At 51.3% G+C, this 14389-nt stretch carries 12 protein-coding genes; 10 read left to right on the top strand and 2 right to left on the bottom strand.

Annotated elements, in window-relative coordinates:
* The first annotated feature begins 12 nt into the window (after window positions 1-12).
* Window positions 13-1557 carry an FAD-binding oxidoreductase gene (locus ACZ5BW_RS07680; RefSeq protein WP_464538592.1) on the top strand — a complete coding sequence of 515 codons (1545 nt, stop codon included), beginning with the start codon at window positions 13-15 and terminating at the stop codon, window positions 1555-1557.
* A 103-nt stretch (window positions 1558-1660) separates the two neighbouring features.
* Here ACZ5BW_RS07680 and ACZ5BW_RS07675 read toward each other — a convergent pair whose 3' ends face one another.
* Entirely contained in the window at window positions 1661-2335 is a 675-nt protein-coding gene (locus ACZ5BW_RS07675; RefSeq protein ID WP_464538590.1) for a PEP-CTERM sorting domain-containing protein, read from the bottom strand.
* A gap of 200 nt (window positions 2336-2535) precedes the next feature.
* On the opposite strand from ACZ5BW_RS07675, the gene ACZ5BW_RS07670 reads away from it, so the two are divergent.
* A complete protein-coding gene (locus ACZ5BW_RS07670; RefSeq protein ID WP_464538588.1) occupies window positions 2536-2931 on the top strand; it encodes an alcohol dehydrogenase catalytic domain-containing protein in 396 nt (131 codons plus the stop codon).
* 177 nt (window positions 2932-3108) lie between these two features.
* On the opposite strand, the gene ACZ5BW_RS07665 is transcribed toward ACZ5BW_RS07670, so the two are convergent.
* A complete protein-coding gene (locus tag ACZ5BW_RS07665) occupies window positions 3109-4014 on the bottom strand; it encodes a LysR family transcriptional regulator (protein WP_464538586.1) in 906 nt (301 codons plus the stop codon).
* A 112-nt stretch (window positions 4015-4126) separates the two neighbouring features.
* Here ACZ5BW_RS07665 and ACZ5BW_RS07660 point away from each other — a divergent pair, with 112 nt between their 5' ends.
* The 8 genes from ACZ5BW_RS07660 to ACZ5BW_RS07625 all read left to right on the top strand — a co-directional run bounded on the left by ACZ5BW_RS07660 (window position 4127) and on the right by ACZ5BW_RS07625 (window position 14382).
* On the top strand, window positions 4127-4993 hold the full coding sequence (locus ACZ5BW_RS07660; RefSeq protein WP_464538584.1) for a pirin family protein: 867 nt from the start codon (window positions 4127-4129) through the stop codon (window positions 4991-4993).
* 359 nt (window positions 4994-5352) lie between these two features.
* Window positions 5353-5919, top strand: coding sequence for an NADPH-dependent FMN reductase (locus tag ACZ5BW_RS07655; protein WP_464538582.1), 567 nt, complete (start codon window positions 5353-5355; stop codon window positions 5917-5919).
* Window positions 5920-5964: 45 nt separating this feature from the next.
* On the top strand, window positions 5965-6366 hold the full coding sequence (locus ACZ5BW_RS07650; RefSeq protein WP_464538580.1) for a hemerythrin domain-containing protein: 402 nt from the start codon (window positions 5965-5967) through the stop codon (window positions 6364-6366).
* A gap of 52 nt (window positions 6367-6418) precedes the next feature.
* Window positions 6419-7030 (top strand): hypothetical protein, encoded by a 612-nt coding sequence (locus tag ACZ5BW_RS07645; protein WP_464538578.1) that lies wholly within the window; start codon window positions 6419-6421, stop codon window positions 7028-7030.
* A 1698-nt stretch (window positions 7031-8728) separates the two neighbouring features.
* On the top strand, window positions 8729-9142 hold the full coding sequence (locus ACZ5BW_RS07640; protein WP_464538576.1) for a hypothetical protein: 414 nt from the start codon (window positions 8729-8731) through the stop codon (window positions 9140-9142).
* 337 nt (window positions 9143-9479) lie between these two features.
* Window positions 9480-10055, top strand: coding sequence for a terminase small subunit-like protein (locus tag ACZ5BW_RS07635; protein ID WP_464538574.1), 576 nt, complete (start codon window positions 9480-9482; stop codon window positions 10053-10055).
* A 17-nt stretch (window positions 10056-10072) separates the two neighbouring features.
* The gene (locus tag ACZ5BW_RS07630) at window positions 10073-12406 is read left to right on the top strand and encodes a PBSX family phage terminase large subunit (protein WP_464574120.1); all 2334 of its coding nucleotides are present in this window, start codon (window positions 10073-10075) and stop codon (window positions 12404-12406) included.
* Window positions 12403-14382, top strand: a complete 1980-nt coding sequence (locus ACZ5BW_RS07625; protein WP_464538572.1) for a portal protein — start codon at window positions 12403-12405, stop codon at window positions 14380-14382. The genes ACZ5BW_RS07630 and ACZ5BW_RS07625 overlap by 4 nt, the downstream gene beginning before the upstream one ends.
* The last annotated feature ends 7 nt before the right edge of the window (window positions 14383-14389 follow it).

The raw sequence follows: 14389 nt of genomic DNA, 5'->3' as shown, positions 1-14389 counted from the left end.
AGGGGATTCAAAATGTCAAACAAATATATCGCACTGCCGAAAGGAATATCCGAAAAGACTTTCGATTCTGCCATAGCGGATTTTCGCAGTGTACTCGGCGACGCAGCCGTGTTTATCAGCGCACAGCAGCTTGCCCCTTACATCAAAACGATGATGCCCGTGCCTGATTCGGATCACACTCCATCCGCCGCGTTAATGGCGACGACAGTGGAGGAGATCCAGAAAATTGTCGGGATATGCAATCGGTACAGGGTTCCCATCTGGACCATTTCCACTGGAAAAAATCTGGGCTATGGGTCGGCGGCACCGGCTGAACGCGGGCAGGTGGTCCTCGATCTCAAGCGAATGAACCGCATACTGGAAGTCGACAAAGATCTGGCTTATGCCTTGGTTGAGCCGGGAGTGACTTATAAGCAGCTCTATGACTACATCGCGGAGCACAAGCTGGGCTTATGGTTATCCATGCCCGCCCCTTCGGCAATTGCGGGACCCACTGGCCACACACTGGACCGGGGAGTTGGGTATACGCCCTATGGGGAGCAATTTCTTTTTGCCTGCGGTATGGAAGTGGTTCTGGCAAATGGCGAAGTGCTGCGCACCGGAATGGGGTCGATGCCGAATTCCAATACCTGGCAGGTGTTTAAGTGGGGATACGGGCCCTATCTGGACGGAATTTTTACTCAATCCAATTATGGCATTGTCACCAAGTTCGGCTTCTGGCTTATGCCCGCCCCGCCTGCTTTCAAACCTTTCGTCATTCAGTACGAGAATGAGGAAGATATCGTGGAGATCGTGGAAATCATTCGTCCATTGCGCATCAGTGGGGTGATTCCAAATGCAGTTGTCATTGCCCATGCGTTATATGAAGCGCCCGTCAAGGCTCGTCGCAGTGACTATGTGACCGGCCCAGGGTCTATTCCGGATGCGGCGGTGCGCAAGCTCGCGAAGGATCATCATCTGGGTATCTGGAACGTGTATGCCGCACTGTACGGTACGCCGGAACAGATCGAGGTGAACTGGAAGATTGTGACCCAGGCGTTCGGTAGATCCGGCAAAGCGAAGATTCTGACCGAGCGGGAGGTGGGCGACGATCCTGCCTTTAAATATCGCGCATCTCTCATGCGCGGCGACATGACACTTCAGGAGTTTTCATTGTACAACTGGCGCGGGGGCGGCGGCTCCATGTGGTTTGCGCCGGTGTCTCAAGCAAGAGGAAGCGAGACGCTGAAACAGATGGCGTTAACCAAGCAGATTCTTGCCAAGTACGGTCTGGATTATTCCGGGGAATTCATCGTCGGAATGCGCGATATGCATCATATCGTAGACGTGCTCTATGACAAGACCGATCCGGGTCAGGTCAAGGCGGCATACCAGTGTTTCGATGAACTGCTGACAATCTTTTCTGCGCAGGGGTATGGGACCTACCGCGTCAATACGGCGTTTATGGACAAGGTGGCGGAAACATACGGACCGGTACAACGTCAAGTCCACAAGACACTAAAGAAGGCGCTGGATCCGAACGGTATCCTGGCGCCGGGAAAATCCGGTATTCGCTGACCTTTGGCTGACCGATAAATTAAATCGGCCGGCAGGACAATATATTTTCAGTGAAGGAAGGCGGCCTCCATTAGGGAATGGTCGCCTTTTTAATCAGGATTAATCAGGATAGTCCGCGCCGGCTTCTTCTTGTCCCGATCCACCCGATCAATGTAAGCCCGGCAAGCATCATCGCGTAAGTTTCAGGCTCAGGAGCAGGGGACAATGGCCCTTGTTCAATGGCAAGATTCACGCGGGCAGAAGTGGAAGGATTGAACCGAAGATTCTCGACATTAATAAGCAGTTCATCCCCCACCAGACGCACATCCGATGGTTGCAATCCCAATGTTGTCACGTTGTTGTCAATTTCTGCTGCGGCAATGCTCCTCGCGGTCTCGCTGTCAAACTGAAAAACAATTGTATTCTGGAACCCGGCACCCAGTCGTGCGAAAGGGGTTGAGTTGGCAAAGTCGATGGTAATGTGGTCGTTGGCGATATCGATAGCAGCATTAACAAGATTTGACGCGAATTCAGACTGCCCTCCTGTTGCCGGATTGAGGAGGTTCACGATGAACTGCGTCGGGCTGCTATACTCGGGAATCAGCTGGCGGGTCATTATTGCCACGTGGGGGTATTCGACTCCTGGTCCCGCCGTCACTGTCCGCTCAAGAGAGGTAATAACCGGGGAACTGGATGATGTATCCTGAAGAATTGTTCGAAGGGTGACGTCGGCACCGTTCAGTCCCGCATAGGCGGGCATGGTTAACAGGAGAGTTGTTGTCAGAACAAGCTTTTTCATCTATCGCTCCTTGTATTATTAATGTTAGAGAGTTACGAATCAGCTAAAACATTTTGTGAATATGGCACTTGGAATTCAATTCTATACTATAGCTAAAATTGAGGATGAGGTAATTTTTTATATGGGTGAAAATTTCTGTCGCGCTTCTATGTGAAAGAGTGAACGGGGCTTGTGATAGATAAATAGAGGAGGCTGTATAGATGGAAATCCGGGCAGCGACGATTCGACAGAAGGGCGGATCCTTCAGGATCGAGAATTTGACTCTGGATGAGTCACGGCCAGAAGAGATACTGGTTCGTATCTTGGCTACTGGGATGTGCCATACCGACATGGTGGCGCGCGATCAGCTCTATGATGTCCCCCTGCCGATCGTGCTTAGGCATGAAGGGACGGGTGTTGTCGAGCGAGTAGGCAGCAACGTGAAGAAAGTGGCAGCAGGAGATCACGTAGTGCTGACCTATATGTGGTGCGACCACTGCAGGCCGTGTCTCCAGGGTGATTTAACCTATTGCCAGAATTTTTATGCGCTGAATTTTGGCGGCGCCAGGGAAGACGGCAGCAGTTCCACTCGCGATGCGCATGGTTTCGCTTCATGACCATTTCTTCGGCCAGTCGTCGTTCGGGACCTTTGCTCTTACCCACGAACGTAATGCGATCAAGGTGCCGAAAGAAGCTCCGCTGGAACTTCTTGGTCCGCTTGACTGCGTCTATAGCTCCACTTCTTGCGTATACGGGGAGGACAGAGAGAAAACCGCTTCCCGCGAATATCGCACTCAATCCTCATGCAGTAAGCGAAAACGCTGTGCGAGAAAGTCAATGAGCGTTCGCACCGATGGCAGAAGGCCGCGCCGAGATGGAAATACAGCGTGGACAATTTCCCGGTGAGGGGTCCAATCGGGTACGAGTCTGACCAGCGAACCTGCCGCCAAATGATCACGTACCATCAGCACAGGTAGCTGTACTATTCCCACACCCGCCAATGCCGCATTTCTTAAGGTAATCATATCGGTGGTGATTAAACGCGGCATGTGATGAAGCGTTGCCTGGGCGCCATCCGGGCCATGCAGCACCCAGTTGTGGATTTGCTGAGGCATCCCCAGTCCGAGGCTAGGCCAACTGCTCAACTCGCCAGGTGTGCGAGGAAAACTGAAGTGCCGTACAAGCGCCGGACTGCCCACCAGACACTGTCCCCGATCAGCCAGGACCCGCATGACCAGATCACTATCCTGCAACGGTGGGGGTCGCACGCGAATGGCCACATCCACTGCTTCGCTCAGCACATCCACACGCCGGTTGGTGGCCTCGAGATGGAGCGTGATGCGCGGATAACGCACCATAAAGTCGGCCAGCATCACCCCAACATTCACATGCAGCAGCGCCACGGGACATGTCAGACGGACGACACCCCGAGGTTCAGCTTGCATTGCGTCTATTGCTTCCTGAGCGGCCTCCGCTTCCACGAGCATCGCTTTGCAATGCTCGTAATAGGTCTGTCCGACTTCAGTAATCGCAAAGCGCCGTGACGAACGCTGGATCAGGCGCACCCCAAGCCGCTCTTCCAGCGTTGCGATGCGGCGGCTGAGCTTTGATTTGGGCACTCCCAGCGCCCGGCCTGCCTGCGTAAAGCCGCCGTAATCGACTGCCTGAACATAGTAGTAAAGGTCATTCAAATCTTGCACAGCAGTTGCCCATCGTCCTAAAAATAGGACTCTCATAGCTATTTTAGCAGCCTACACACTTACTGGTTTCGAATCTATACTTTCATTACATTCTATTAATCAGGAGTTCGACATGAAAAGAATTCTCGGTATTTATAATGCACCTCGTTCCCATTGGGTGGGAGACGGCTTCCCCGTGCGTTCCATGTTCTCGTACCAAAGTCACGGCAAGCAACTCAGTCCTTTCCTGTTGCTCGATTATGCAGGGCCAGCCGATTTTTCACCTGCTGACAGGCCTCGCGGTGTGGGGAAACATCCGCACCGCGGTTTTGAGACAGTCACTATCGTTTACAAAGGTGAGGTGGCGCACCGCGACTCGACCGGACAAGGTGGAACTATCGGTCCAGGTGATGTGCAGTGGATGACGGCGGGCGGAGGCATCCTGCACGAGGAGTTCCACTCCCCAGCATTCACTGAATCCGGCGGCATACTGGAAATGGTACAGTTGTGGGTGAATCTGCCAGCCAGGGACAAAATGACTGCGCCCGGCTATCAAGCCATCCTCGACCGTGATATCCCAAGGGTAGCACTCCCTGACGAGACGGGAACGGTTCGCGTGATTGCCGGCGAGTATGCTGGTCATGCGGGTCCAGCCAGAACCTTCACGCCAATGCACGTCTGGGACATGCGACTGAAACAGGGGGGGATCACAGAATTGACACTTCCTGAAGGATGGAACACGGCAGTGATTGTTCTGCATGGGACCGTGCTCGTGAATAGCGAAGCAGTTGCTCGTGAGGCGCAGATGGTGGTATTGGATCGGGCGGGTCAAAACCTCTCGATTGAAGCCAACAACGACGCTGTAGTGCTGCTGCTAAGCGGCGAACCCATCGACGAGCCCATTGTCAGCCACGGCCCGTTCGTGATGAACAGTCAGCAGGAAATTATCCAGGCCATGAACGATTTCAACAGCGGTCGCTTCGGGCAAATAACCCATTAGTCCCAGGTTTGCCGTTCCCGGCGGAGCGGCAGCTATGTTCAGTCTGGCAGTGATCATTAATGCTTGATCTTGGGGAGAAAGGTCAGTGGGCGCAGGAAGTCGTGAGGCGAAATCACGAACATCCAGTTTTTATTGCTTCATTCTTCACTGCGCCCTTATCTATACAAAATCACTCACAATAAGGAGTTACTCTATGAATTCAGAAAAGAAGGAGAATTCTTCGTCGCATTACGGTTTCTGTGCAGCACAAGCCGCGGCAGTATGTTTTTAATGCAGATGTGTGGGCAGGACCGAGCGCGGGCGGATAGCAGCAATTCGTTCCTTCGCTTTTAGCTATCACAATGAACGAAAGGAAAAACATGACTCTTAGACTTCACATCATTATCTGCAGTACCCGGCCCGGCCGGGTTGGACCATCCGTTGCCAGATGGTTTCATGAATTTGCTGTACAGCACGGAAAATTTGAGGCAGTCCTGGTCGATCTGGAGGAATTCAATCTGCCGGTATATGATGAGCCCGAACATCCGGTTCGTCAGCACTACCAGCATGAGCATACGAAGAAGTGGGCGGCCAGTGTCGATGCGGCAGATGCTTATGTATTTGTGACGCCAGAATATAATTTCGGGGCCCCGCCTTCTCTCCTGAATGCACTCAACTATGTTTACAAGGAATGGAATTATAAGCCTGCGGCACTGGTAAGCTACGGTGGAGTATCAGGTGGCATGCGCGCAGCACTGGTTGAAAAACTTACTCTTACGACACTGAAAGTGATGCCCATGATGGAGGCGGTTGCGATCCAGAATGTATCGGCAAATCTGGATGATGTCGAAAATTTCGTTCCGAACGACCACCATATGAGTTCAGGCGCATCCTTGCTCAACGAACTCTATAAATGGGCGGTGGCATTGAAGACGATGCGACAATGAACTTTAACCCTGTTTATCGTAGTCAACTTCATTATTACTCTTGAAATGCCCCGGATCGGCGCATTGCTTTCGTTATCCCGTGAACACCATACATCACTGGTAGTGGCGCGGGATGCGCGACGTGCAGCCAGTACCGGCGACCCAGCCACATTATCCGCAGCTATCAAGCGTATCGAGAGCCATTGGGCTACGCTTCTAGTCCGGCATTTCGAGGTGGAGGAACGGCTGCTGGAAACCGTGGGGAGCGCCCTCGATGCAGAAGTGGCAGCACGAATTCGCGTAGAACACGAAGAGTTAGGGAGATTGGCCTGCAATAGCTGCGAGCTTGACCCGATGGAGCGGTTGCGCCGATTCAGTGACCTTCTCGGTTCGCATGTACGTTACGAGGAACGAATCATTTTTCCACAGCTGCAATCACATTCCGGCATTATCAATGCGGATGTATAGCTTGTGCGGCCGCTCAAATTTTTCAGAAAACCTGTTAGTCGAAAGGAGACGTATGAATTTTCCAGATTTCTATGAAAAAGCGCCTGTTGTACGCACTCGCGACCCATTTGCCGCCATGCTGGGTGCCGCCCGTGATGGCGTGCTGGAATACTGTTATGTGGATGCCGTGCGCCTTGCCGGGCATTCCTGCCCTACGGTTGCGGGCGCGTTTCTGGTCGGGCGGGCAGCATTGGCTGCTCTGTACCCTGATGAGCCTGCCGAACGCGGCAGTATTGCCGTGCACATGCCAGCGCCTGAGCACGAGGGTGTGACGGGTGTCATGGCGCAGGTGCTGACCTTGCTCACAGGCGCTGCTTCCGGCAACGGTTTTCATGGTATTCGGGGACAGTTCAGGCGCAAGGGTTTGCTCACTTTCGCGGAGCAACGGGAAGGAGAGGCGATTACCTTCAAACGTCTCGATACGGGCGCAAGCGTAGCGGTGCATCTCAACGTTTCGCCGATGCCGGCGGATCCCGCTCAGGGAGAGCGGTTGACGGCTATCCTGGAAGGTCATGCTAACGACTTGCAGCGCGGGGCGTTTGCACAGGCGTGGCAGGAACGTGTACGCCGCCTGCTATTGGAGTTTGCGGATGATCCCGATGTGATAAGAGTGAGACCTGTATGATAGCTTGCAATAGCATTTGGCACTCCAATCCAGATAGCAGGGGAAATGCTGCGTGACCTGAAAGCTGGCACAATCTGCAGGACAATCAGGCAGCAAGGCAGGCGATATACCGGGTTTCGGATTTTTTCTTCTTTCAAAGGCCTTCATGCCAGTACGGATCATTGAGGCTCCCCTTGTTGTCGCGTAGGTGGTGTTCTACCAGGAGGCAAAATTGTGCTATGGCTTTTCTGCGGCGGAAGCTCGCCATTTATCGTGTAGATGGGGCATGGTCCTGAATGCCCTGGTATTGAGGGGGATCGCGTTGAGGTGATTTTGATTACTCGTTGGGCACCCGTTCCTGCCGTTGCTTCCGCAGCTGCATCTCTGTTCAGATTTGGGGGATTACAAATGATATAGCCGTTGAATTTGTGAAGAGGTGTCCCGGGCGGCATGTAACTGCCGGGGTATTGAAAGCCGGATACCGTATCCATATAAGGCTGCATGGGCAGCACAATGACTGGCCGGCCAAACGAATGCGTGTTGAACACGGCGTCACGGCGGTCATGGAGAGCTTGTGGGGATACACCAGGTTGATTTACGGGTGTCGAGGAAAAGAGGGATGGGTAAAAAGAGCTGCCAGGGACACTTGGCGTCAATTCCGCTGTGGGTCCGGCTACCGGAACAGTGCCTTCTGGTGCACCTATCTCTCCCGACCCCAACTCTTGTGCTGTTGCGTTATTTGAATATGGCAGACCAAATATAAGAAGCGTTACGAGTTTTTTTATCACAGAATTTCGCTTAAAAAGTATGGATAAGGCTTTGGAAGCAGGAGATAGGATGGTATTTAGTGGACGACCCAACAACCTTTAATTTATAACACTGACGGGAGAAAAATCAATTTTGCTGTGGTTGGATAATTCAGGGGAAAAAATCCCTTTCTCTTAAAGGTCAAGTTGAGGGCAACAAATAGCTTGACAATAGCCGGTAACGGTGTATAATTCGTCTCCATATTGTGGATTGTCGTGCACGATCACAAAACTAAAAACTCCGCTGTAGCGGTTGTACATCCACCCGTCTCGTGCGGGTTTTTTATTGCCCGCTTTTTAAGCGGGTTTTTTATTGTCTGTCGAAGCCTGATACCCACGCATAGTATAAAATAAGAAAGATTGGCAAGTAAGCTGTTTTTTACTTGTAATAGCAGGGGTAATAAAACTTCGGCAGAAGATAAAAATGTTTGCAAGAAACTGTACCTTGGCTATGGTGTCAGAAAATAATTGAACTGTATGCCATGCCTGCTTAGACATCTTACAGCTTCATTATTGATGTCAGAAGACGGAGCTGAGACAGTGCGATAGGCTCGGTGCTTCGATAAACATCCCCTGAGTCTCGTTCGTCACCTCGATCCTTGCAACTTAGATCGGAGCGAATGGAAAACAAAGGACGGAGAGCAACTCTAGATCAGCTGTTCACATGTTCAGTTAATTCTATTGAATCAGCGAGCAAACAGTACGAACGTCACTGTTGAGTGTGAGTTGGATTCCGGGCCAAGCCTGGAATGACGAGATTCATAATATTTTCTGGCCGAGTCAATAAGCCTGTATCCGGTATTTGCAGTAACAGCAACCCGCCTCGAGCGGGTTTTTTTATGTCCGCTTCTAGCGGATTTTTCGAGGCAATAATACAAATGTTTACCAGAAAATGATTGCGGCAATCAAATCAATGATTAGTGCCGTCAAACCAGTAATTGAGGCAATCAGACCAAGGATTACAGTAATCCTGGTTGCCATTTTTGCAGCGCTTGCTTTTACCGGTGGATACTTTGTCAGTGATTGGCGATCTGAATCGCAGATGCAGCGCTTGAGTTCACAGAATGCAGTATTGTCGGCAGCAAACGAAAAGTGCGCATTGGATATCCAGTCGGTGAGGACAGCGATGAGTACGTTGACAGAAGTGGCGGCTGAGAGAGAAAAAAATGCAGCCGAGGCAATGCGTCATGCGACTGCTGCTGCGGCAAAGCACACGAGCCATGCAAAGAAAATACGCACCCTTCCATCAGTAGCACCCGGGCATCAGTATGAGGCAATCACGAGAGAGCAGATAGAGTATGTGCAGAGCCGCCATCAGACCGATTAGATTCAACCCCGTGTATCTCCATAGCGCCTCCTCGCGATTCAATCGCTGCCTGCTAGCCCACCTGGCGCTGGTTTTTGCGACCTTATTGGTCGGTTGTGCGGGGAAGCCGGTGATTCAGACTCAGGTGATCGAGAAACCTGTTGCTGTCCCTTGTCTCGTTGATACTCCCTCCGAGTGCAAGTCGGCCTATGCGATTGATCGCGTGTCAATCAAGGACGACCCTCTGACGATCAATAGAGCGCTGCGTACGGAAATAGAAGAAAGATCGGCATGTGAGGTCAAATTACTTGCTGTATTGAGAGGATGCAAGAAGGGTATGAGGAGCCTGTAAAAGGAAATGGAAAGGGAAGCGCTGATAAAGCCGGACATGTGGAAATTCGAGAGTGAAGTATCCAGCGAGGAAACAGAAAAGGGTGCAATAAGCGTAGAGCCTGCGAGTCCGAAAAAGAGCAGTCGAGCCATAAAGAGGCGTGAGGTAGTTGATGCGATCTTTGCTGGCATTTCACTTGGAAAGTCGGCTCGTGCGATGTGCGTGGAGGTCGGTATCAGTCAGAGGGTTTTATGGAACTGGCTGGCTAGTGACGAAGAGCTTATGCGCCAATATCAACGCGCCAAGGAGCTTTGCGTGGATGCCTACGCGGAGGAAATCATCGAAATTTCGGACGAGGGATCAAGAGATACGTATGTCGATGAGAAGGGGCGGGAGGTCATAAACCGGGAGGTTATTGCACGCGCGCAATTGCGCATCGATGCGCGCAAGTGGTATGCCGCACGACTGGCACCAAGGAAATATGGCGACAAATTACCTGTCACACACGAAGGCGGCGATGCCAGGAAATCTACAGTGCATAACATCGCGATAGCTTTTGTCGCTCCGGAAGATAGAGGCAATGAGCCAAATGTATCGTCGTAAATGGCGGCTCGAGTGCTATGACTTCCCATAGAGCTGAATTTCCGTCAAAGCTCAGATTTCTGTTTGAACCGGCACGCTACAAGGTTTTATATGGGGGGAGGGGAGGAGCGAAATGCCTCGGCCTTGGAACGCCTGTCTTGATGTTCGATGGAACAATCAAGGCTGTGGAGGAGGTTGGGGTTAGGGATCTGGTAATGGGGCCTGATTCAACCCCAAGAACGGTTATCTCCACGATTCGTGGAGAGTCTGAACTTTTTAGAGTTTCTCAGACTTCCGCCATGACATACGTTGTTAATGATGAGCATATACTTTCCCTCAGAAAATCGAAATCAAGTTCGATGGATACGGGCGGCACCATGCCAAGTGGAAACCTCAGAAGGCCAAGAGGCAGATATCCAGATTGGCCCGATGTGACAAACATCCGAATTGGGGATTACATAGCGCAATCGAAGCGCTGGAAAGATCACTTTCGCGGATATAAGGCTGGTCTGATTCAATTTGATCAGCGTCCAGTTCCAGTTAATCCTTATCTACTCGGTGTGTGGCTTGGCGACGGTCTTCATCGTGAGTTGATGATTACGTCTGCCGATGAAGAAATTATTGAATGGATGCGCGAGTTTTGCGTTGAGAATGATCTGGTTTTTACCAAAGGCGGCAAGAAAGGAAATCTTGCTTCTGATTACAGGCTAGGCAGGAACCCAGCAAACGGGCGAGAAAATCCAGTATGGCGTGGGTTTAAAGAACTTGGTGTCGTATCGAACAAGCATATTCCGCAAATCTATCTATCAAACAGCGAAGAGATCAGGCTTCAAGTGCTTGCTGGGCTGATTGATACAGATGGATCGATGGCTAGAAATGGTTACAAGATAGCGCTTGCAAACGAGAGGCTTGCTAATGAAGTAAAGCTCTTGGCCGATACACTTGGTTTCCGTACTTCTATTTCCAAAAATAGAACAGTCTGTACAAATAACGGGGTGCACGGAGTTGCTTGGAGAGTTGGAATCAATGGAGATTGCTGGAAGATTCCATGCAAGGTGAAGCGGAAGCAGATAAAGAAGGAAGACTACAATCCAAATAAGGACAAGATGCTGTCCTACCTCAGTATAAAGAGTGTGGGTGTAGGTCCTTACGCCGGGTTTGCTATAGATGGTGATCACTTGTTTTGCCTGGCTGATGGTACGGTGACACATAACTCGTGGGGTGTTGGCAGGGCATTATTGATTCAGGCGGCTGCAACCCCATTGCGCATCTTGTGTGCGAGAGAATTTCAGAATTCTATCGTCGAATCTGTGCATCATTTATTGAAAGCTCAGATAGAGGCCATCGGTTTAAGCTCATTTTACGAAGTGCAAAACAACGTTATCCGTGGAGCAAACGGTTCCGAGTTCATCTTTGCCGGTCTGCATAGCAACGTAACCAGGATCAAGTCGTTCGAGGGTGTGGACAGGGTCTGGGTGGAAGAAGCACAGACAGTGAGCAAGACAAGTTGGGATACGCTTATTCCGACTATTCGTAAAGAGGGGTCGGAAATCTGGGTGACTTACAACCCTGAGCTCAATACCGATGAGACTCATCAGCGGTTTGTAGTCAATCCCCCTGTTGACGCTGTCGTAGTAAAAATCAATTGGAATGACAACCCATGGTTTCCGGAGACCCTGCGACGGGAAAAGGATGAACTGAAAGCGCGTGACCCGGATGCTTACCAGAACGTATGGGAAGGGAATTGTAGGGTAACGTTGGACGGAGCGGTTTATGCGAAGGAGCTTCGATTGGCACAGGAAGAAGGAAGGATACGGAGTGTGCCATATGATGAGGCAAAGCCGGTACACACCTTCTTTGATCTCGGCTGGGCCGACAACACCAGCATCTGGTTTGCGCAGACCGTTGGCAACGAACTCAGGTTGATCGATTACTACAGTAATAGTCAGATGCCAATTCAGCATTATATCGGAGTGCTGCAAAACAAAGGGTATATGTACGGTACAGACTGGTTACCACACGATGCCAAGGCTCGGACGTTGGCAACCGGACGTAGCGTGGAGGAAATTATGCTTGCAGCGGGGCGAAAAGTAAGAATCGTGCCAAATCTCTCCATTCATGATGGTATCAACGCGGCGAGAACCGTCTTTCCACGTTGCTATTTTGATGAGCTGAATTGTGCAGAAGGCCTGCAGAGCCTGAGGCATTATCGATTTGATGTCGATCCCGATTCCGGTCAATTCAGCGCAAGACCCTTACATGATTATCACAGCCATGCAGCCGATGCCTTTCGCTATTTTGCTGTGGCGATCGAGGAGGATAAACCGGCTGTGAGTGCACGAGGCATTAATATGAAAGGTTGGCGGGCATGACTCAGGCAGGTGTTACGGCAGATATTTCAATTGAGGCTTACGACAAAATATGTCGCGATATTCGGGATCAACCGAAGTGGCGAGCGGACTCGGACACGGACTGTGATTATTACGACGGCGCGCAGACCAGCGCGGAGGTGATCGAGCGGCTGAAGATGGCAGGTATTCCCCCTCAGGACTCCAATCTGATCAAGCCGACGATCAATGCAGTGTTGGGGTTGGAAGCGCGTAGCCGAACTGATTACAGGGTAACCGCGGATGATGAGAGTCAGGGGGAGATCACGGAAGGTCTTTCCGCAAAAATCAAGGAGGCCGAGACCGAGTCACGCGCAGACCGGGCCATGTCAGACGCGTATTCCAGCATGATTCGGGCGGGTATCGGGTGGGTGGAAATATCCCGGGAATTTGATGCGCTCAAGTATCCGTATCGTGTCCGGGAGGTGCATCGTAACGAAATTTACTGGGACTGGAGTTCAAGAGAGCCGGATCTGTCCGATGCTCGATATTTGCGACGAGATAAGTGGATAGACCGGCTTCAGGCTGCACTTATGTTCCCGGACCGGGCGGAAATCATTGCAAATAGCTGGAAGGGATGGAACGGCACCGATGTATATGAAGGTTATGACAACGGCTTGGCGAGAGCGTATGAGATCGAGCAGGCATGGAGTCGCAACCAGGAAGACTACCTGAACCGGAACTCGGGTATGGTCAGGCTTTCCGAATTATGGTATCGGCATTTCGAGGATGCATACGTCCTGGTATTGCCTGATGGGAAGATAATCGAATACAGCGAGGATAATCCATATCATCAGGCAGCGGTTGCCCAAGGTCTCGTGCAGGTCCAGAAGTCGGTTCTCACCAGGATGCGGGTTTCAATCTGGTTGGGGCCGCATAAACTCATGGACGTTCCGAGTCCATTACCTCATTCAGATTTTCCATACGTTCCATTCTGGTGCTTTCGCAAGGATAGGAGCCGAGCTCCCTACGGGTTGATTCGTGACATGCGGGGACCCCAGGATCAGATAATCGATCTGGATATTCTTCTCTACGAAGTCCTCAATTCGGTAAAAGTCGAAGTGGACAATGATGCGCTCGATCTCAGCCAGAATTCTTATCAGGAGGTTGCCAATAATATAAGCAGTCTGCGCTCGATGACCATTCTCAACTCTCAGCGAAGGAATGCCAGCGGCTTCAGGGTGATACGTGAGCATCAGCTTGCCGCCCAGGTGTTTCAGCTCGTGCAGGAACGCAAGCGCAGAATCGAAGAAGTGGGGGGAATCTACCGCACTATGCTGGGAGCACACACCTCAGCAAGCAGCGGTGTGGCGATCAACAGTCTGGTGGAGCAGGGTTCGACCGTGTTGGCGGAGCCCAATGATAATTTTCGCCATGCTCGCCGACTTGTTGGCCAGCAACTTCTTGCGCTGATCAAGGAGGACATGATTGGAAAACCAGCGCAAATTACAGTCCAGCAAGGTAATAAACCCAAGGTGGTTTATTTGAATCGCCAGCTGGATGATGGGTTGGTACACAACGACATTGCTTCTGCAATGGTCAAAGTTGTGCTTGAGGATATTCCCGCTACTCCGACATTCCGGGCGCAGCAGTTGCAAGCCATGTCGCAAATCGTACAAGCCGCACCCCCTCAGTTCCAGGCCGTGCTTTATCCGGTAATGCTCGAGCTGTCCAATGTTCCGAACCGGCATGAGCTGGCCTATCAGTTAAGGCAGGTGGCTGGCATCCGTGATAACCCGCAATTGCAGGCCATGCAGCGGATGATGCAGGAGGCGCAAGAGCAGATTGGTGAGTTGCAGCAGAGATTGGGAGAGGCTGAGCAGCAGCTTAAGGACAAATCACGCGAATTTGACTTGAAAGAGCGTGTGCAGGCGCACAAAGAGGATATGGATGACGCAAAACTCCGTCTGGGGGCGGAGAAGATTGCTGATTGTCATATAGGTAACGCATTATCCGCATAAAAGGAGT

The organism is Nitrosospira sp. TNL300, from assembly GCF_055385915.1.
This window is presented reverse-complemented; position numbering and strand designations above follow the sequence as displayed.

What these genes read in the sequence shown, in the direction of transcription:
- ACZ5BW_RS07625 (WP_464538572.1), top strand. Translation starts at nt 12,403, where the DNA reads ATGACTCAGGCAGGTGTTACGGCAGATATTTCAATTGAGGCTTACGAC.
- ACZ5BW_RS07680 (WP_464538592.1), top strand. Translation starts at nt 13, where the DNA reads ATGTCAAACAAATATATCGCACTGCCGAAAGGAATATCCGAAAAGACT.
- ACZ5BW_RS07655 (WP_464538582.1), top strand. Translation starts at nt 5,353, where the DNA reads ATGACTCTTAGACTTCACATCATTATCTGCAGTACCCGGCCCGGCCGG.
- ACZ5BW_RS07635 (WP_464538574.1), top strand. Translation starts at nt 9,480, where the DNA reads ATGGAAAGGGAAGCGCTGATAAAGCCGGACATGTGGAAATTCGAGAGT.
- ACZ5BW_RS07640 (WP_464538576.1), top strand. Translation starts at nt 8,729, where the DNA reads ATGATTAGTGCCGTCAAACCAGTAATTGAGGCAATCAGACCAAGGATT.
- ACZ5BW_RS07675 (WP_464538590.1), bottom strand. Translation starts at nt 2,335, where the DNA reads ATGAAAAAGCTTGTTCTGACAACAACTCTCCTGTTAACCATGCCCGCC.
- ACZ5BW_RS07660 (WP_464538584.1), top strand. Translation starts at nt 4,127, where the DNA reads ATGAAAAGAATTCTCGGTATTTATAATGCACCTCGTTCCCATTGGGTG.
- ACZ5BW_RS07630 (WP_464574120.1), top strand. Translation starts at nt 10,073, where the DNA reads ATGACTTCCCATAGAGCTGAATTTCCGTCAAAGCTCAGATTTCTGTTT.
- ACZ5BW_RS07670 (WP_464538588.1), top strand. Translation starts at nt 2,536, where the DNA reads ATGGAAATCCGGGCAGCGACGATTCGACAGAAGGGCGGATCCTTCAGG.
- ACZ5BW_RS07645 (WP_464538578.1), top strand. Translation starts at nt 6,419, where the DNA reads ATGAATTTTCCAGATTTCTATGAAAAAGCGCCTGTTGTACGCACTCGC.
- ACZ5BW_RS07650 (WP_464538580.1), top strand. Translation starts at nt 5,965, where the DNA reads ATGCCCCGGATCGGCGCATTGCTTTCGTTATCCCGTGAACACCATACA.